At 61.3% G+C, this 18,764-nt stretch carries 15 protein-coding genes; 7 read left to right on the plus strand and 8 right to left on the minus strand.

Annotated elements, in window-relative coordinates; translation table 11 throughout:
• The first annotated feature begins 3 nt into the window (after nucleotides 1-3).
• Both LGT41_RS12090 and LGT41_RS12095 read left to right on the plus strand, forming a co-directional pair.
• On the plus strand, nucleotides 4-2,808 hold the full coding sequence (locus LGT41_RS12090) for a bifunctional [glutamine synthetase] adenylyltransferase/[glutamine synthetase]-adenylyl-L-tyrosine phosphorylase (RefSeq protein ID WP_274127136.1): 2,805 nt from the start codon (nucleotides 4-6) through the stop codon (nucleotides 2,806-2,808).
• A 3-nt stretch (nucleotides 2,809-2,811) separates the two neighbouring features.
• Nucleotides 2,812-3,090, plus strand: a complete 279-nt coding sequence (locus LGT41_RS12095; protein WP_274127137.1) for a hypothetical protein — start codon at nucleotides 2,812-2,814, stop codon at nucleotides 3,088-3,090.
• On the opposite strand, the gene LGT41_RS12100 is transcribed toward LGT41_RS12095, so the two are convergent.
• From LGT41_RS12100 to mnmA, 3 genes are all read right to left on the minus strand, one after another.
• Nucleotides 3,087-4,472: a M20/M25/M40 family metallo-hydrolase gene (locus tag LGT41_RS12100; protein WP_274127138.1), complete on the minus strand. Its 1,386-nt coding sequence runs from the start codon at nucleotides 4,470-4,472 to the stop codon at nucleotides 3,087-3,089. The two genes, LGT41_RS12095 and LGT41_RS12100, sit on opposite strands and share 4 nt — an antisense overlap.
• A 60-nt stretch (nucleotides 4,473-4,532) precedes the next feature.
• Complete coding sequence (locus LGT41_RS12105; RefSeq protein ID WP_274127139.1) at nucleotides 4,533-5,096, minus strand: hypothetical protein; 564 nt, start codon at nucleotides 5,094-5,096, stop codon at nucleotides 4,533-4,535.
• Nucleotides 5,097-5,224: 128 nt separating this feature from the next.
• Entirely contained in the window at nucleotides 5,225-6,379 is a 1,155-nt protein-coding gene (gene mnmA / locus LGT41_RS12110; RefSeq protein ID WP_274127140.1) for a tRNA 2-thiouridine(34) synthase MnmA, read from the minus strand.
• A gap of 123 nt (nucleotides 6,380-6,502) precedes the next feature.
• Between mnmA and sciP the strand changes: the two genes are divergently transcribed.
• From sciP to recG, 4 genes are all read left to right on the plus strand, one after another.
• The gene (gene sciP / locus LGT41_RS12115) at nucleotides 6,503-6,781 is read left to right on the plus strand and encodes a CtrA inhibitor SciP (protein WP_274127141.1); all 279 of its coding nucleotides are present in this window, start codon (nucleotides 6,503-6,505) and stop codon (nucleotides 6,779-6,781) included.
• A 98-nt stretch (nucleotides 6,782-6,879) separates the two neighbouring features.
• Nucleotides 6,880-7,584 (plus strand): response regulator transcription factor CtrA, encoded by a 705-nt coding sequence (gene ctrA / locus LGT41_RS12120; protein WP_274127142.1) that lies wholly within the window; start codon nucleotides 6,880-6,882, stop codon nucleotides 7,582-7,584.
• A gap of 98 nt (nucleotides 7,585-7,682) precedes the next feature.
• Nucleotides 7,683-9,776, plus strand: coding sequence for an NAD-dependent DNA ligase LigA (gene ligA, locus LGT41_RS12125; RefSeq protein ID WP_274127143.1), 2,094 nt, complete (start codon nucleotides 7,683-7,685; stop codon nucleotides 9,774-9,776).
• Nucleotides 9,777-9,794: 18 nt separating this feature from the next.
• On the plus strand, nucleotides 9,795-11,885 hold the full coding sequence (gene recG, locus LGT41_RS12130; RefSeq protein WP_274127144.1) for an ATP-dependent DNA helicase RecG: 2,091 nt from the start codon (nucleotides 9,795-9,797) through the stop codon (nucleotides 11,883-11,885).
• Between the two features lie 317 nt (nucleotides 11,886-12,202).
• Here recG and LGT41_RS12135 read toward each other — a convergent pair whose 3' ends face one another.
• Nucleotides 12,203-12,655 carry an iron-sulfur cluster assembly scaffold protein gene (locus LGT41_RS12135; RefSeq protein ID WP_274127145.1) on the minus strand — a complete coding sequence of 151 codons (453 nt, stop codon included), beginning with the start codon at nucleotides 12,653-12,655 and terminating at the stop codon, nucleotides 12,203-12,205.
• Nucleotides 12,656-12,724: 69 nt separating this feature from the next.
• On the opposite strand from LGT41_RS12135, the gene hisI reads away from it, so the two are divergent.
• Nucleotides 12,725-13,084 (plus strand): phosphoribosyl-AMP cyclohydrolase, encoded by a 360-nt coding sequence (gene hisI, locus LGT41_RS12140; RefSeq protein WP_274127146.1) that lies wholly within the window; start codon nucleotides 12,725-12,727, stop codon nucleotides 13,082-13,084.
• Here the strand turns inward: hisI and gluQRS are convergent.
• The 4 genes from gluQRS to gyrA form a co-directional block, all read right to left on the minus strand.
• Nucleotides 13,079-13,885, minus strand: a complete 807-nt coding sequence (gene gluQRS / locus LGT41_RS12145; RefSeq protein WP_274127147.1) for a tRNA glutamyl-Q(34) synthetase GluQRS — start codon at nucleotides 13,883-13,885, stop codon at nucleotides 13,079-13,081. The two genes, hisI and gluQRS, sit on opposite strands and share 6 nt — an antisense overlap.
• Nucleotides 13,882-15,222, minus strand: a complete 1,341-nt coding sequence (gene trmFO, locus LGT41_RS12150; protein ID WP_337993014.1) for a methylenetetrahydrofolate--tRNA-(uracil(54)-C(5))-methyltransferase (FADH(2)-oxidizing) TrmFO — start codon at nucleotides 15,220-15,222, stop codon at nucleotides 13,882-13,884. The genes gluQRS and trmFO overlap by 4 nt, the downstream gene beginning before the upstream one ends.
• A gap of 74 nt (nucleotides 15,223-15,296) precedes the next feature.
• Nucleotides 15,297-15,701, minus strand: coding sequence for a DoxX family protein (locus tag LGT41_RS12155; protein WP_274127149.1), 405 nt, complete (start codon nucleotides 15,699-15,701; stop codon nucleotides 15,297-15,299).
• A gap of 135 nt (nucleotides 15,702-15,836) precedes the next feature.
• Nucleotides 15,837-18,479, minus strand: a complete 2,643-nt coding sequence (gene gyrA, locus LGT41_RS12160) for a DNA gyrase subunit A (protein WP_420720215.1) — start codon at nucleotides 18,477-18,479, stop codon at nucleotides 15,837-15,839.
• Nucleotides 18,480-18,764: the final 285 nt, after the last annotated feature.

Below are 18,764 nucleotides of genomic sequence, written 5' to 3' on the forward strand. Positions count from 1 at the left end.
GCGATGACCAGTTTAGCGCAGGCCAAGCCATCCCCGATTCCCCATGATGCCGCGCGCGGTGCGCTCGCGCGCGCGCGCTTTGCCGATCTGCCCGGTGATCTGCCCGCGCTGATCGAAGGCGTGGCCGGGTGCAGCCCCTATCTGGATGCCTTGCTGTCGCGCGAGGCTGAATGGCTGGCCAGCATCGCAAACACCCCGTTGGCCGAGGTTCTGGCCGCAGCATTGGTTGCGGAAGGTGAAAACTTCAACGCGCTTTCCGATGCGTTGCGCCAGGCCAAGCGCCGCGTGGCCCTGCTGACCGCCCTGGCCGATCTGGGCGGGCTGTGGTGCCTCGAAGATGTCACCGGCGCGCTTACGGCCCTGTCGGATTTCGCGGTAAATACCGCCCTTCGCCACCTGATTGCCGCCGAAATTGCGCGCGGCAAAATTCCCGGCGCCAGTATGGGTGATATCGACGAGGCTGCGGGCATGGTCGCGCTGGCTATGGGCAAGGGCGGGGCGGGCGAGTTGAACTACTCATCCGACATAGACCTGATCATGCTGTTTGATGAAACCCGGTTTCAGCCCGATGATTATGCCACGGCACGGGCGGCCTTCATCCGGGTGACACAGCGCATGGTCAAGCTGCTGTCGGAGGTCACCGCCGAGGGCTATGTGTTTCGCACCGATCTGCGCCTGCGCCCCGACCCTTCGGTCACGCCGGTCTGTATCGCAATGGAGCCGGCCGAAAGCTACTATGAATCCCTTGGCCGCACCTGGGAGCGGGCAGCCTTTATCAAGGCGCGGCCCTGTGCGGGGGCCATAGCGGCCGGGCAGGGGTTTTTGGACAGGCTCACACCGTTTGTCTGGCGCCGCCACCTCGATTTTGCCGCCATTGAAGATGCGCATAACATGCGTCTGCGCATACGCGACCATAAGGGGCTGGCGGGCGCAATCTCTGTGGCGGGCCATGATCTGAAGCTCGGGCAGGGCGGCATTCGCGATATCGAGTTTTTCGCGCAAACCCGCCAGCTTATCTGTGGCGGGCGCGATGCCGATCTGCGCCAGCGCGGCACACGGGCGGCACTGGCGGCACTAGCAAAAAAAGGCTGGATCGACCCTGAAACGGCCAGTGCGCTCGATGCGGCCTATATTGCACATCGCACGCTCGAACACCGGCTGCAAATGCTGGATGATGCGCAAACCCATATCATTCCGGAACCCGCCGAGAAACGCGCGCGGCTGGCGGCGTTCTGTGGTGCCAGCGATCAGGCGGCTTTCGAGGCCGAGGTTCTGGCGCGGTTGCAGCGGGTGCAGTCGCTGACCGAACCGTTTTTCAGCCGCGATACGCCCGCAGCCCCCAGCGAGACCCCGGATTTCGAACGCCCCGAACTGGCCGAAAACCTGTTTGCTGCCTGGCCGCGCTATCCGGCATTGCGCACCGCGCGCGGGCGCAAATTGTTCGACGGGCTGAAACCGGCGCTGCTTGCACGTCTGGCCCGCGCACCCAGCCCGGACGAGGCCTTGTTGCAATTCGATGCCTTTCTGCGCGGTCTGCCCGCCGGTGTCCAGCTTTTCGCCCTGTTCGAGGCGAACCCGGAACTGCTTGAAATGCTGGTGGATATCTGCGGCTCCGCCCCTGAACTTGCGCGCTATCTGGGCCGCAATCCGAAAGTGTTCGATGCGGTGATCGGCTCCGATTTCTTTGGCCCCTTGCCCGATATGGCCACAATGGCACGCGGCCTTGCTGCGGCACTGCAAGCGGCACAGGATTACGAGGATGCGCTGAATGCCACCCGCGTCTGGGCGCAGGAATTGCGCTTTCGCATCGGGGTGCATCTGCTGCGGGGCATTTGCAGCGCCGCGCAATCGGCCAAGGCCTATTCCGACCTTGCCGAAACCTGCCTTGCGCAGCTTTTTCCCATTGTCTGCAAGCATCTGGCCGAACGGCACGGATTTGCACCCGGCAAGGGCGCTGCGGTTATTGCTATGGGCAAGCTAGGCTCGCGCGAGATGACGGTCACCTCCGATCTGGACCTGATCGTCATTTATGATGGCAGCGAGCAGGGCGAAAGCGATGGCAAGCGCCCGCTTCTGCCGGGGCCATATTATGCGCGGCTGACGCAATCGCTGATTTCGGCACTGACCGTGGAAACCAGCGAAGGGCGGCTTTACGAGGTCGATTTGCGGCTGCGCCCCTCGGGGCGCAAGGGGCCGGTTGCCGTGGCGCTAAGCGCGTTTGAAACCTATCATCGGCAAGAGGCCTGGACATGGGAGCATTTGGCGCTGCTGCGCGCCCGCGTGGTGGCCGGAACGCCCGAAATGCTTGGCGCAACGGCTGCTGCCCTGAGCGCGGCTCAAAACCTGCCGCTTGATGCCGCGCAGATCCGCACCGATGTGGTTGAAATGCGCGCCCGCCTTGCCGCTGCCAATGCCGCTCATGATGATTTTGCCTGGGAGGTTAAGCTTGGGCGCGGGCGTTTGCTGGATATCGAACTGATGCTGCAAGCCGGCGCGCTTATGCGCAATGTCACCAACAAGCGCGCAGCGCCGGCAATGGCGCGCGCGCTGGCCCGCGACGGCTGGCTCGGCAAGGACGAGCTTGCGCAGCTTGAAGCGGCCTTGACTTTGTTCGCCACGGTGCAGCAAATCGGGCGGCTGGCGATTGATGGGCGGCTCGAACCGGCGCGCGCCGGCCAGGGGGTGATGGATTTACTGTGCCGCGCCACCGAAACCGCCGATACTGCGGTGCTGGAAACCCTGTTGTTACAGGTGCAAAGTGAAATGTGCGCGCTGATCGACAGCAAGCTCGGCAAGCAGGAGGCATAGCAGATGGTCGACAAGGGCGGACATGACGACGACCCGCGCGGGCTGATTTTTGAAAGCTACCGCATTGCGGGCATCACGCCCGGTGAATGCCGGTCGATCTTTCTGGACTGGGCCATGAATGTGCCGCAGTCGCGCGATACCTCGGCCGCGATTGCCGCCTTGTTGGCGCGCTACGCCGCCGCCCACCCCAACCACCCGATGACACAGGTTTTGCGCGACGGACAGGCCGCGCCCGCACGGCCGCGCCGCCGTGGCGGGGCTATGGGGCGCAACCGCGGCTAGCTCTGCCAGCCGTCCCTGCACAAGTCATCCAATATCCGCGCCCAGCTGCGCGCGCCCTTGTGAAAACTGCGCAGGTCATATTTTTCATTGGGCGAATGAATGGCGTCATCCTCCTGCCCAAAGCCGATAAGGGCCGAGTCCATGCCCAGAATGCTGCGAAACAGCGCCACGATGGGAATGGACACGCCGCTGCCGATCATCGCGGCGGGCTGGCCCCATTCTTCGCCCAAAGCCGCGGCACTGCGCCTGTAAACCGGCGCATCCGTTTGCATGTTCAGCCCGCGCGAGCCGTCTTTGCTTTTGAAGCTCAGCCGCATGTCGGCGGGAATTTGCGCCTGAAGCCAGGCGCGAAAACTGGCGCGAATGGCCTCCGGATCCTGATCGCCCACAAGGCGGAAGCTGACCTTTGCATTTGCGTTGGCAGGCAGCACGGTTTTGAAGCCGGGGCCGGTATAGCCGCCCCAGATGCCGTTGACCTCAGCTGTCGGGCGCGCCCAGATATTTTCCAGCACCGAAAAGCCGGATTCGCCCGCCGGAACGCCCAGCCCGACCGCGCCCAGAAATGCCGCTTCGCTGAAATCAAGCGCGGCCCATGCGGCACGGGTGGCCTTGTCCAGTTCCGGCACGCCATTGTAAAAGCCGGGCAGGGTGATGCGACCATGCGCATCGTGCAGCGCGCCCAATGCGCGGGCAAGAATGTGGATGGGGTTTACCGCCGCCCCGCCATACATGCCGGAATGCAGATCGAAGCGCGCGCCGTGCAGCGTTACCTCTTCGGCCAAAGTGCCGCGCAGGCTGGTGGTGATGGCCGGCGTTTCGCGGTTCCACATATTCGTGTCGCAAACCAGCGCGATGTCGGCCGAAAGCGCGCCCTGATGCGCCTCAAGAAAGGGGATGAGCGAGGGCGAGCCGCTTTCCTCCTCACCCTCCAGCAGAATCGTGATATTGCCGGGCAGGGCGCCTGTGACCTCCTTGAAGGCGCGGCAGGCTTCGACAAAGGTCATGAGCTGGCCCTTGTCATCGGCGCTGCCACGTCCGCGCAGCAGCTTGCCATGCGCACCGTCTTCAAGTTGCGGCGCGAAGGGCGGGGTGTTCCAGTCTTCCAGCGGGTCAACCGGCTGCACATCGTAATGGCCATAAAACAGAATATGCGGGCCGTTCGCCACATGCCGGGCCACAACCATCGGGCGGCCCGGCGTGTCATGCCGTGTGGTGGTAAAACCGATGCTGGTCAGGTCATCGACCAGCCAATCGGCGGCGCGGGTGCAATCCTCGGCATAGGCGGGGTCGGTTGAAATGCTGGGAATGCGCATGAGCGCGAAAAGGCGCTCGATGGCGGCGTTTTGGTTTTGGTCAATCCGGGCAAGAACAGCGTTCAGCATTTTGGGCCTTTCACATGAAAACGGGCGCCGAAGCGCCCGCCATGTGCCATTGGGGTTAGCTTAAAGGAACGGGTCGGACGGATTGCCGCCGCCTGAAAGGATTGTATCTTCGCAGCGGGCGTGCTGGCCAAGCGTAGCTGTGGTGCCGGCAAGCGAAAAGCGGGTGATTTCGCTGCTATTGGCATTGCCCAGATACAGCGTGTTCCCGGCCCGCACTTCGCGCAAAAAGCGTGTCAGGTCATTGTCGGGCGTGACAATCGTTACCTGAATCATGTCATTTGCCTTGGAGCCTGTAAGGTTCCAGATCGGGCGATTGTCAATTTTGACAACAAATTCAACATCCTGAATCATGTCGCCAAAATTCCAGTTCCCGCTTTGAAAGCGGATGGAAACCCGACCGTCTTGCCAGGTAAACAGGCTGAAGCTGAAATCATTGTTGTTTGCCGTGCGGCTTTCGCAGCTCAAAAACCCGTCAGTATGAACATTGCGGTCAAGCCGCCAGCTGCCCCGGCTATACAATGTATCCCATGAATCATAGCCAGCCCATTCGCTTTGCGCGAATGACGGTGCGCCCATAACGGCCAAAACAGCCGCTACGGCCAAAAGACGAAGTTTTCTAAACATAGCACTTAAATCCCTGTTCGTGACGTTTAATCGCGAACAGTAAACCACCAGATTCCGTTTGCGGCAAGCCTGTGGTTCCTAGGCGGGTGCAAAAGTGAAAGCATTTCGGGCGGAACAATGCCGCTGGCCTAGCCTTTGTGAATCCAGCCGCCGCCCAGAATGCGCGGGCCTTCGGGGGCGTAAAACACGCAGGCCTGGCCGGGGGCAACGCCCTGTTCGGCCACGGCAAGCTCCACCTCGGCCGTGTTGGGGCCGGTGGGGCGAATGCGCGCCGGGGTCGAGGGGCGGGTGGAGCGGACTTTCACCTCAACCTCCCAACCCTGTTCGGGTGCATCTTCAAAGGCGGCATCGCCAAGCCAGTTGATTTCGCGCACCGGAACGCGGCGCGTGGCAAGGTCTTCGCGCGGGCCGACAACAACCTGGCGGCGATCGGCATCGAGTTTGACAACGTAAAACGGCTCTCCACCACCAATGCCAAGGCCCCGCCGCTGGCCGATTGTGTAGTGGATCACGCCATTATGTTCGCCCAGAACGCGGCCATCGACATGCACGATTTCGCCGGGCTGCGCGGCACCGGGGCGCAGTTTTTCAATGACCGCAGCGTAAGAGCCATTGGGCACAAAGCAAATATCCTGACTGTCGGGTTTATCGGCCACGCCAAGGCCGAATTCAGCCGCCAAAGCGCGGGTTTCGGCTTTGGATGCCAGATGCCCGAGCGGGAAGCGCAGATAATCAAGCTGGCTTTGCGTGGTGGAAAACAGAAAATAGCTTTGGTCGCGGTCCGGGTCGGCGGCTCGGTGCAGCTCGGCCTTGTGCGGGCCGACAGCGCGCTGAATGTAATGGCCTGTCGCCATGCAATCGGCATTCAGATCGCGCGCCGTTTCCATCAGATCACGAAATTTCACCCGCTCGTTGCAGCGAATGCAGGGCACAGGTGTTGCGCCCGCCAGATAGGCATCGGCAAATTCATCCATCACGGCTTCACGAAATTTGTTTTCGTAATCAAGCACATAATGCGGAAAGCCCATTGTTTCAGCCACGCGGCGTGCATCGTGAATATCGCGCCCCGCACAGCAGGCGCCCTTTTTGGCCAAAGCGGCACCGTGATCGTAAAGCTGCAGGGTCACGCCAACCACATCATAGCCTTCGCGCGCCAGCAGCGCCGCCACGACCGATGAATCCACCCCGCCGGACATGGCCACAACCACCCGCGTTTGTGCAGGGGGTTTGGCAAAGCCAAGCGAATTGAGCGTTCTGGTTGGGGCGAGCAAGGTGTCGGGCATGATGATCCTGTCAAACTTGCCGTGTTATATAGGAAAATCCGAAGCATTCTCAAGGCGTGGTTTCACATACGCTTAACCCCTGACGCGCAGTCTTGACCCAGCGAAATGATCCAGGGGTGGACAATGTTTATTCGACGCGAGATCGGCCCGGCTGCGGTGCGGCTGCCCGATGGCACAATTCTTACACGTTCCGACCTGCCCGCGCGCGACACAACGCGCTGGGTGGCACACCGAAAGGCCATTGTTGTGCAGGCGGTCGAATCAGCACTTCTGACGCTGGAACAGGCCTGTGAAATGTATGATCTGTCGGAAGAAGAGTTCGCATTATGGCAAGATGCGCTATCCAGCCACGGCCGCAAGGGGCTTTTGGTTACAAAAATACAACATTATCGACAACCTTAGCGTGTTATTGTAATCTTCTGTAAACCAGTAAGTGTTGGTTAACCTTTCTAATCCTTAATGCAATGGTGCAAAGGAATTAAGCGTTACGGAGGATTAGCATGAGAATATTGTTGGTCGAGGATGACCCGGCAACATCGAAAAGCATCGAGATGATGCTCACCAGCGCCAGCCTCAATGTATTCTGCACCGATCTGGGTGAAGAGGGCATCGATCTGGCGCGGTTTTATGACTATGACCTGATCTTGCTCGACCTCAACCTGCCCGATATGCATGGGCACGAGGTTTTGCGCCAGCTGCGCACCGCAAAGATCGACACGCCTATCCTCATTCTGTCGGGCTTTGATGATGCCGAATCAAAAATCAAGGGTTTCGGCTTTGGCGCCGATGATTACCTGACCAAACCCTTCAACCGACAGGAACTGATCGCGCGCATCCACGCGATTGTGCGCCGCTCCAAAGGGCACTCGCATTCGGTTATCGAAACCGGGCGCGTCGTGGTGAATCTCGATGACAAAACCGTCGCGGTTGATAACCGGCCCGTGCATCTGACCGGCAAGGAATACCAGATGTTCGAGCTGTTGAGCCTGCGCAAGGGCACAACGCTGACCAAGGAAATGTTCCTCAACCATCTTTACGGCGGTCTGGACGAGCCGGAGTTGAAAATCATCGACGTGTTTATCTGCAAGCTGCGCAAGAAGCTGACCACCGCACTGAACGGCGACAATTACATCGAAACCGTTTGGGGCCGCGGCTATGTGTTGCGCGACCCGATTGACGTGGCCCCACAAAAGATCGCCGTCTAGCACCTCGGTCGGCCCGGATGAATTTGCGCTACCGGGCCAGGTTTGGGCTGGAAATTTCGCCCCGCATTGCTATCCCTTAGGGGGAAAAGGGGGCGGCGATGGCAAAAAAATCTGCAAGTAATGCGCTTGTTGCAGCACGCGCCGAATGGATGCGTTTGGCGGCACAGATTGATGCGGCCAATCTGGCCTATCATCAGCAAGATGCGCCCGAAATTCCGGATGCCGATTATGATGCGCTGAAAGCACGGCTTCTGGCGCTTGAAGCCGATTTCCCGCAGCTGGCAGGCGCAGACTCGCCCTCTGCCAAAGTTGGCGCGCCCGCTGCCAGCGGCTTTGGAAAAATCAGACATGCCGTGCCCATGCTCAGCCTTGGCAATGCGTTTGACGATGCGGATGTGGCCGATTTCATCACCCAGATCCGGCGTTTCCTGAACCATGACGGCCCCCTGGAGCTAACCGCCGAACCGAAAATCGACGGGCTGTCGCTTTCGCTGCGCTATGAAGATGGCGCGCTTGTTCATGCCGCCACGCGGGGCGATGGTGCCGAGGGTGAAAACGTAACCGCCAATGCGCGCACAATTGCCGAAATCCCCCAGAAAATCGGGAATGCCCCAAAGGTGCTGGAAGTGCGCGGCGAGGTCTATCTGCGCCATGACGAATTTGCCACGCTCAACGAACGCCTGGCCGCAGAGGGGCAAAAAACCCTTGCCAACCCGCGCAATGCCGCCGCTGGCAGCCTGCGCCAGCTCGATGCCAGCATCACAGCCGCGCGCCCTTTGCGCTTTTTCGCCTATACCTGGGGCGAGGTTTCGGCCCCGCTGGGCGCCACCCAAACCGGGGCACTGGCGCGGCTGGGGGAATTCGGTTTCAAGATAAACCCGCTCACCCGGCTTTGCCCCGATCTGGAAACCCTGCTCGCCACCTATGCCGAGATTGAATCGCAGCGCGCCACGCTTGGCTATGACATTGACGGCGTGGTCTACAAGGTCAACGACCTTGCCCTGCAAGCCCGGCTGGGGTTTCGCACCACCACGCCCCGCTGGGCCATCGCCCATAAATTCCCCGCCGAACTGGCCACGACCGAGCTTTTGGGCATTGATATTCAGGTCGGCCGCACCGGCGCGCTTTCACCCGTCGCGCGGCTGCGCCCTGTCACGGTTGGCGGTGTAGTCGTTTCCAACGCCACGCTGCACAATGCCGATTATATTGCCGGGCGCGATAGTTTCGGGGCCGAAATCCGCGACGGCCGCGACATTCGCATCGGCGATTGGGTAACGGTCTATCGCGCGGGCGATGTGATACCGAAAATCAAGGATGTCGACCTTGCCCGCCGCCCCGATAGTGCCGTGCCTTACATATTTCCCACCACTTGCCCCGAATGCGGCTCGGAAGTTCTGCGCGAGGAAGGCGAGGCCGTGGCGCGCTGCACGGGAGGGCTGATTTGCCCCGCGCAAGCCCTTGAAAAACTTCGGCATTTCGTGAGCCGCAGCGCCTTTGACATCGAAGGGCTGGGGGCCAAGCAGATCGAGGCGTTCTTTGCCGAAGGCTGGGTGAAGGAACCCGCCGATATCTTTGAAATTGAACACAAATATGCCGAAACCCTGCGCAAGCGCGACGGGTGGGGCGACAAATCGGTCGCCAAGCTGGTTGAGGCGATCAATGCGCGCCGCAGCATCCCGCTCAACCGCCTGCTATTCGCGCTCGGCATCCGCCATCTGGGCGAAACGGCAGGGCAGGTTCTGGCGCGGCATTATACAAGCTGGGCTGCGTTCTATGCCGCAATTCAGGCCGCCGCCCCGCTGGAAGGTGATGATTGGGACGAGCTTAACAGCATCGACGGCGTTGGCCCCGTGCTGGCAACCGCGCTGGTCACCTATTTTCACAATGCCGAAACGCGCGCGAGCGTCGAGCGGCTTATCGCGCATCTGACGGTTGAGGATGTTGCGGCACCCAGTGCCAGCAGCTCGCCCGTGGCCGGCAAAACCGTGGTTTTCACCGGAACGCTCGCGCGGATGACCCGCGCCGAAGCCAAGGCCACCGCTGAAAACCTGGGCGCAAAGGTCTCCGGCTCGGTCTCGGCAAAAACCGATATGCTGGTTGCAGGGCCGGGCGCGGGCGCCAAGCTCAAAACCGCGCAAAGCCTGGGGGTGCAGGTGCTATCGGAGGATGAGTGGCTTGCGCTCATCGCCTGATTGCGCCTTGATACAGCGATGAGCATTGGCCGCCCCGAAATTCTGTTCCCGCTTTTTGCGTCTCTCACGGGGCTTGAAGGCGTTGGCCCGAAAACGGCCGAGCTTTTAGGCAAGATGAACATCACCCGCCCGCGCGATTTGCTGTTCACACTGCCAACCAGCGGCACCGACCGCCGCCTGCGCCCCACAATTCAGGGGCTGACATTTCCGCAAACCGTAACGGTCGAGGTGGAGGTTGGCCTGCACCAGCCCCCGGCGCGGCGCGGCCCTTACAGGGTTTTCGTGCGCGATTCAGCGACCGAATTTCAACTGGTTTTCTTCCATCCGCGTGGCGACTGGCTGGCAAAAACCCTGCCCGAAGCTGCGCGGCGCGTGGTCTCGGGAAGGGTGGAGGTGTTTGACGGTATCGCGCAAATGTCGCATCCCGACCATATTTTATTGCCATCCGAGGCTGACAGCCTGCCGCAATATGAGCCGGTTTATCCGCTCACCGCCGGGTTGGGTTTGCGCGCAATGACCAAGGCCGTGCGCGCCGCCCTTGACCGCGCCCCGATGCTGGCGGAATGGGCTGATGCCAGCCTGCTTGCAGCGCGCAACTGGCCGGGCTGGCGTGCGGCGCTGGAGGCCGCGCATAACCCCACGGGCATCGCCGATCTGGCGGCCAATAGCCCGGCACGCGCGCGGCTGGCTTATGACGAATTGCTGTCGCATCAGGTAACGCTGGCCATTGCGCGGGCGCGGGCGCGGCGCAAAAAGGGCCGGGCGAGCTTGGGCACCGGTGTGCTTGGCGCAAAGGTTATGGCCGGCTTGCCCTACCAGCCAACCGGCGCACAAACCCGCGTTACAGCAGAAATTCTGGCCGATATGGCGGCAGAGATGCGCATGTCACGGCTGTTGCAGGGCGATGTCGGGGCGGGCAAAACGCTGGTTGCGCTGCTGGCCATGCTGGCCGCGGTTGAATCGGGCGGGCAGGCGGCGCTGATGGCGCCCACCGAAATTCTGGCGCGGCAACATCTGGCGAGCCTGCACGAACTCGCCGCGCCCGCCGGGCTGAACATTACCCTGCTGACGGGGCGCGACAAGGGCGCCGAACGGGCCGACAAGCTGGCGGATATTGCCAGTGGCGCTGCGCAAATCGTCATCGGCACCCATGCGCTGTTCCAGGCCGAGGTCAACTTCGCCGATCTGCGCCTTGCCGTGGTCGATGAACAGCACCGCTTTGGTGTGAAACAGCGGCTGGAGCTTGGCCAGAAGGGGCAGGCGGTGGACATGCTTGTGATGACTGCAACCCCCATCCCGCGCACACTTGCGATGAGCCAGTATGGCGATATGGACCTGTCCTTGCTCGATGAAAAGCCCGCCGGGCGCAAACCGATTGAAACGGTGCTGGTCTCGATGGGGCGGATCGAGCAGGTGGTTGAACGGTTGCGCGCCGCCATTGTCGCCGGGCGGCAAGCCTATTGGGTGTGCCCGCTGGTCGATGAATCCGAACATATGGCGCTGACAGCGGCCGAGAACCGCTTTGCCGCGCTGCGCGCGCAACTGGGCGAGGGGGCTGTCGGGCTGGTGCATGGGCAATTGCCGCCCGTCGATAAAGACGCAGCCGTGGCCGATTTCGTGGCCGGGCGCAGCCGCGTGCTGGTCGCCACAACGGTTATCGAAGTGGGCGTGAACGTGCCTTCGGCCAGCATCATGGTTATCGAACATGCCGAACATTTCGGGCTGGCACAGCTGCACCAGTTGCGCGGGCGCATCGGGCGCGGGGCCGAAGCCTCGACCTGCCTGCTGCTTTACGAGGCCCCGTTGGGGGAAGCGGCGCGCGCGCGGCTGGAAATCATGCGTGAAACCGAAGACGGGTTTCGCATTGCCGATGAAGATATGCGGCTGCGCGGCGCGGGCGATGTTCTGGGCACGGCGCAATCGGGCCTGCCGCATTTCCGCATTGCCGATCTGGAAACCCAGGCCGAGCTTATGGCCGCCGCGCGCAAGGACGCGCAATTGCTGCTGGAGCGTGACCCGCAGCTTGAAACCCCCCGCGGCCAGGCCGTGCGCGCCCTGCTTTACCTGATGGACCGTGACGCTGCGATTCGCCTTATGTCTGTTGGCTAACCTCCATGTTCCATATTTGTTCTTGACACTGGCGCGCAAATAAGAACAAATAGTAAACAGAACAGGAGAGACGTTGATGAAAGCCATGATCAAGCAAATTCGCAGCCATTCGGCCACAGAAATTCTGGAAGACGCTTTGTGCCTTGGCGCGCTTTGTGTGCTGATCCTGGGGTGGTTCACCCTGTCCTGACCGTTTCGCGGCTTTGATCGCACAGCTGTGCAACTGCCTGTCACACAGCCTATGGCCCTTCGCCCGGCCGCGATCATATGCGCACCACCTGCCGCGCCCCGCTGACCCTGGTCATGGGCGCGGTTTTTTATCCGGCGGCTTGTTTTGCGGCCGTGTCCAGCGCCTCGCGCGTGGCACCAAGGGCGAGCATGATCGAGGCATGGCGGTTTTTGTAATCGCGCGCGGGCAGCAGCACTTCGAACCCGTCAAAGGGCGCATCGGGCACCGGGCCGCCCTCTTTCAGCATGGCCAGAAGCTGGTCATGCGCCCTGGCAATTTCGGCACGGTTGCGGCCAATGACCACCGCACCAAGCACCGATGCCGCCGCCTGGCCAAGCGCGCAGGCTTTCACATCCTGCCCGTAATCGCGGATCGTGTCGCCATCAAGCACCAGATCGACCGTTACGGTCGAGCCACACAGCGGCGCACGGCGGCGCACCGTAACATCGGGCGATTCCAGCCGTTCGGCGCGCGGAATTCCCGCCGCCAGCGCCAGAATCCGCTGGGAATAAAGCGCCATCAGGTCGCCGTCACCGCTCATATCATGCCTTTGCAAAGCTGCCTTCACACATTAGATAGGCCGGAACGCCGGAAATGAGAAGGGCCGACCATGCGTGATTTTGACATAGCGAGCCTGCAATTCGATGCAAACGGCCTGATTCCCGCCATAGCGCAAGACCATGCCAGCGGCGAGGTGCTGATGCTCGCCTGGATGAATGCCGAAAGCCTGGCCGAGACGCTGAAAACCGGGCAGGTGACCTATTGGTCACGCTCGCGCGGCGCGCTTTGGGCCAAGGGCGCAACATCGGGCCATGTGCAAACACTGGTCGAATTGCAGATTGATTGCGACCGCGACTGCCTGTTGTTGCAGGTGAACCAGACCGGCCCCGCCTGCCACACCAACCGGCGGTCGTGTTTTTATACCGCCATGCGCGACGGGGCCGAGGTGGAGCTAAGCCAGCCGTTATAGCCCGACCATGCGGCGGATATCGGCAGGGCTGGCCCCTTCGGCGCGGTATCTGGCCAGCGCGCGGGCATCATCGCGCTTGGCCAGCCGCTTGCCGGCATCATCGCGAACAAGCCTGTGGTGCAGGTATTCGGGGTGCGGCAGACCCAAAAGCGCCTGCAGAACCACGTGAACCGGCGTGGCTTCGGCCAGATCCTCACCGCGCGTGACCAGCGTAACGGCTTGCGCGGCATCATCCACGACAACCGATAAATGGTAGGATGTGCCCATATCGCGCCGCGCCAAAACCACATCGCCGCAGGTTTTAGCAAGGTTTTCAACCCTTTCGACCTTGTCGTTGTTCACATAGGTAAGTTGCCCGGCGCGTTCCAGCGCCGCTGCCATATTCAGCCGCAACACCCCTTCGGGCATCGGGCCAGCAGGCTGCGCGCGGCAGGTGCCGGGGTAGATCAGCCCGTCGGGGCCAAGCTGCGCGCCCTCTTGCGGGGCTTCGATTGCGGCGGCAATGTCGCGGCGGTTGCAGTGACATGGGTAAAGCAGGCCCATATTCCAAAGCTGCGCAAGGGCGGCACGATAGGCGGGCAGGCGGGCCGATTGGCGCATGACCGGATGTTCCCAGCGCAGCCCCAGCCAGGCCAGATCGTCATAGATCGCCGCCTCATGGTCAGGGCGCGCGCGGCTTTGGTCGATATCCTCGATCCGCAGCAAAAAACGCTGGCCCGCCCCGGCCGCCACCAGCGCCGCATAGGCATGGCCCAAATGCAGCGGCCCGGTGGGCGAGGGGGCGAAGCGCGTGGTGATCATCCCAGCCAGCGGGCCCAATCGAGCTTGGCACGGTCGGTATAGGCCTTGTAGCGTTCCTTGCGGCCACGCCGCCCGCCCTTGGCATCGATCGGCGGAAACAGGCCGAAATTGACGTTCATCGGCTGAAAGGTTTTTGCATCGGCCCCGCCGGAGATATGCGACACCAGCGCGCCAATCGCGGTGGTGTCCGGCACGGCGGGCAGGGTTTGGCCCAGCCGTTCGGCCGCCGCCAGCCGCCCGGCCAGCAGCCCCATAGCAGCACTTTCAACATAACCCTCAACCCCGGTTATCTGCCCCGCAAAGCGCAGGCGCGGCATGGCTTTCATGCGAAGCTGATCATCAAGCAGCGTGGGTGAGTTGATGAATGTATTGCGATGGATGCCGCCAAGCCGTGCAAACTCGGCATTCTCCAGCCCCGGAATCATCCGTAAAACAGAGGCTTGCGCGCCATACTTCATCTTTGTCTGAAAGCCGACAATATTGTAAAGTGTGCCAAGCGCATTGTCGCGGCGCAGTTGCACCACGGCATGGGCCTTCACATCGGGCTGGTGCGGGTTGGTCAGGCCAACCGGCTTCATCGGGCCAAAACGCAGGGTTTCGCGGCCCCGCGCGGCCATGACCTCGATGGGCAGGCAGCCGTCAAAATACGGCGTATCAGTCTCGCCATCCTTAAACTCGGTTTTATCGCCGGCCAGAAGCGCGTCGATAAACGCCTCATAGGTGTCGCGGTCCATCGGGCAGTTGAGGTAGGCCGTGCGCTCTTCCTCGGTTTCTCCCTTGTCATAGCGCGACTGGAACCATGCTTTGGAAAGGTCCACACTGTCAAAATGCACGATCGGCGCGATGGCATCAAAAAACGCCAGCGCATCTTCGCCCGACAGCTTGCGCACGGCCTCGGCCAGGGCGGGCGAGGTCAGCGGGCCGGTGGCCACGATCACGCTGTCCCAATCCTCGGGCGGCAGGCCAGGCACTTCGCCGCGTGCAACCGTTATCAGCGGATGCGCGGTAATCGCAGCGGTAACGCCCGCGGAAAACGCGTCGCGGTCCACCGCAAGCGCACCGCCGGCGGGCAGGGCGTGTTTGTCGCCCATTGCCATGATCAGCCCGTTCGCCTGCCGCATTTCCCAATGCAGCAGGCCCACGGCATTGGCCTCATCGTCATCCGAGCGGAAGGAGTTGGAACAGACCATCTCGCCCAGGTCTTCGGTGCGATGCGCAAAGGTTTTGACGGTCGGGCGCATTTCATGCAGCACCACGGGCACGCCCATATTGGCCGCCTGCCAGGCTGCTTCGCAACCCGCCATGCCGCCGCCGATTATGTGAATTGGTTGTGTCATGCCGCCTGATACCTCAGGCGCAGCGGCTTGCAAAGGGGCGGCGCGTAAACCCCGCCCCTGAATGTGCCGCGCGCTTATGCGCGATTGTCAAATGCGAACCGGCCCGCGCCAAAGGCGAATACCACCGCCATGCCACCCGCAATGGCCATATTCTTCATGAAAATGTTGATTTCCGCCTGTTGCGCCATGACATCTTGCAGCCCCAGGCCCGGAATAAGATGGAAGACAATGGCCGAAAGCACCGAAAACCCGCCCAGCAGAACGGCGGCAAGCCGGGTTTGCCAGCCAACCAGCAGCATGATGCCCGCGCCAATTTCAACAAGGATGACGATTGGCAACAGGCCGCCGGGCACACCCATCATATCCATATAGCCCGCAGTGGCCCCATAGGCGCCAATTTTTGACAGGCCGGCAATGATGAAAATGCTCGAAAGCAGCACACGCCCGACAAGCGGCGCAATGATCTGAAGTTGGTTCATGATATATCCCTCATTTGGTTAGAGGGTCGATATATCTATCCACAATTCCAAATCAATCACATAAATAATTACTGTTTGTTTCGCTAATCGTTACAATAAAAGGGGAATCGCCCCGCATTTGCGGCGGGGCGATTCCTAGCTTTCTGCCCCCTCATCCTCATCATTCTGGTCGGCGATGCGGGCGACAGAGACCACGAATTCACCCCTGGCCGTGTCAAACACCTTTACACCACCGGCCGAGCGCGAGCGGAAGGAAATGCCCGCAACGGGGCAGCGGATGGATTGGCCGGTCGAAGTGGCCAGCATGATCTGGTCATCGAGCGCCACGGGGAACGAGGCGACAAGCTCGCCGCCGCGCATGGCCTTGTCCATCGCCATAACGCCAAGCCCGCCGCGCCCGCGCACAGGGTAGCCGTGCGATGAGCTGATCTTGCCCGCACCTTTGGCGGTAATCGTCAGGATCAGGTCTTCGGCGGCCTGCATTTCGTCGAACCGGGCCTGGTCCAGCGCCATATCAACGCCGTCCTCCTCATCGTCACCCGCATCGGCGGCGTCATCAACCCCCGCCTGCGCGCGCCGCATTTTCAGATAGGCGATGCGCTCATCCGAGCTGGCCTCGAAATGCCGCACGACCGACATGGACACAACCTTGTCGCCCGCGCCAAGCCGGATGCCACGAACCCCGGTCGAGCCGCGCGATTTGAACACCCGCACCTCGGTTGTGGGGAAGCGGATGGCGCGGCCCTTGGCGGTGACGAGCATGATATCGTCATTCTCATCGCAGATGCGGGCATTCACCAGCTCCACCCCTTCGGGCAGTTTCATGGCAATCTTGCCGTTGCGCATGACATTGGTAAAATCCGACAGGGCGTTCTGGCGCACATCGCCATCGGATGTGGCAAAGAAAATCTGCAAATCGTCCCAATCGTCCTCGGGCACGTCCACCGGCATCAGCGCGGCAATCGAGGTGCCGGCATCAATGGGCAGAATGTTCACGATCGCCTTGCCGCGCGCATTGCGCCCGGCCAGCGGCAGGCGCCATGTTTTCAGCTTGTAGACCATGCCATCGGTGGTGAAGAACAGCAGTTGCGTATGGGTATTGGCCACGAACAGCGTGGTCACGACATCGTCTTCCTTGGTCGACATGCTGGCCAGCCCCTTGCCGCCACGGCGCTGCGCGCGGAAATCGGCCAGATTGGTGCGCTTGATGTAACCGCCCGAGGTGATGGTCACGACCATATCCTCGCGCTCGATCATGTCCTCGTCTTCCATCTCGCCAAAATGCGCGATGATCTCCGAGCGCCGCGGCACGGCGAATTGCTCTTTCACCTCAAGCAATTCGTTGGAGATAATCTCCATAATCCGGGCGCGCGAGCGCAGAATATCAAGGTAATCCTTGATCCTGGCGGCCAGTTCCTGCAACTCGTCGGTCACTTCCTTCACGCCGATCGCGGTCAGGCGTTGCAGGCGCAATTCCAGAATGGCGCGGGCCTGAATTTCGCTCAGGTTATAGGTGCCATCCTCGTTGACCGTGTGGCTCGGGTCATCGATCAGCTTGATATAGGGGATGATGTCACCCGCCGGCCAGCGCCGGGTCATCAGGCGTTCGCGCGCCTCGGCAGGGTCGGCCGATGTGCGGATGGTTGCAACAATCTCGTCAACATTGGTCACGGCAACCGCCAGGCCACACAGAATATGGCTGCGCTCGCGCGCTTTGCGCAGCTCGAATGCCGTGCGCCGCGCGACAACCTCTTCACGAAAGCCGATGAACGCGCTCAGAAAGCCGTGCAGGGTCAGCACTTCGGGGCGGCCACCGTTCAGCGCCAGCATGTTGCAGCCAAAGCTGGTTTGAAGCTGCGTGTATTTGTAAAGCTGGTTCAGCACCACTTCGCCGGTTGCGTCGCGCTTGAGTTCCACCACCACGCGCACGCCGAACCGGTCAGATTCGTCCTGCACATGGGCAATGCCCTCGACCTTTTTGTCGCGCGCCAAATGGGCGATGGTCTCGATCAGCGTGGATTTGTTCACCTGATACGGAATTTCGGTCACCACAATCGCCCAGCGGTCCTTGCGGATTTCCTCGATCTTGGCGCGCGCGCGGATCAGCACCGAGCCGCGCCCCTCGGTATAGGCCTTGCGCGCACCCGATTGCCCCAGAATCAGCGCGCCGGTCGGAAAGTCGGGGGCAGGGACGTAGTCGATCAATTCCTCAATCGAAATATCGGGGTTTTCGATCATCGCCAGCGTGGCATCAATCACCTCGCCCAGATTATGCGGCGGAATATTGGTGGCCATGCCCACGGCAATGCCGCCAGCCCCGTTGACCAGCATATTCGGAAAACGCGCCGGCAGAACGGTCGGTTCCTGGTCCTTGCCATCGTAATTGTCCTGAAAATCGACCGTATCCTTGTCGATATCGGCCAGCAGGAAGGCGGCGGGCTTGTCCATGCGCACTTCGGTATAGCGCATGGCGGCGGGCATATCGCCATCCATGCTGCCGAAATTGCCCTGCCCATCGAGCAGCGGTAGCGACATCGAAAAATCCTGCGCCATGCGCACCAGCGCCATATAGATCGCGCTATCGCCATGCGGGTGGTATTTACCCATGACATCGCCAACAGGTCGCGCCGATTTGCGATAGCTCTTGTCATGCGTGTTGCCGGTTTCACCCATCGCATAAAGAATGCGCCGATGCACCGGCTTCAGCCCGTCGCGCAAATCGGGAATGGCCCGGCTCACGATCACGCTCATCGCGTAATCGAGATACGAGGTTTTCATCTCATCGACAATGTCGATGCCGGGGCCATGAAAGCCGGGTTTTTGCGGCCCGCTATTGTCTTCGGGGCCGCCCGGATTTTCGGGGTCGTTATGGTCGCTGCTCAAAGGAGGAAACCTTCAGATATTATACATGATGTTGCTGGCGAAACTATAGCCCGCCACAATATCTGTGTATAGGGCAGGGGGCCGTTTTCGGGTTGATTTTGAGCGGCGCGTTACAAATTTCGCGCGCCGATGGGCACACATTCCCGGGTATTGCGAACGCCATCACAATTCTGCGCCGTC

The organism is Abyssibius alkaniclasticus (assembly GCF_020447305.1).
Taxonomy (GTDB): Bacteria; Pseudomonadota; Alphaproteobacteria; order Rhodobacterales; family Rhodobacteraceae; genus Abyssibius; species Abyssibius alkaniclasticus.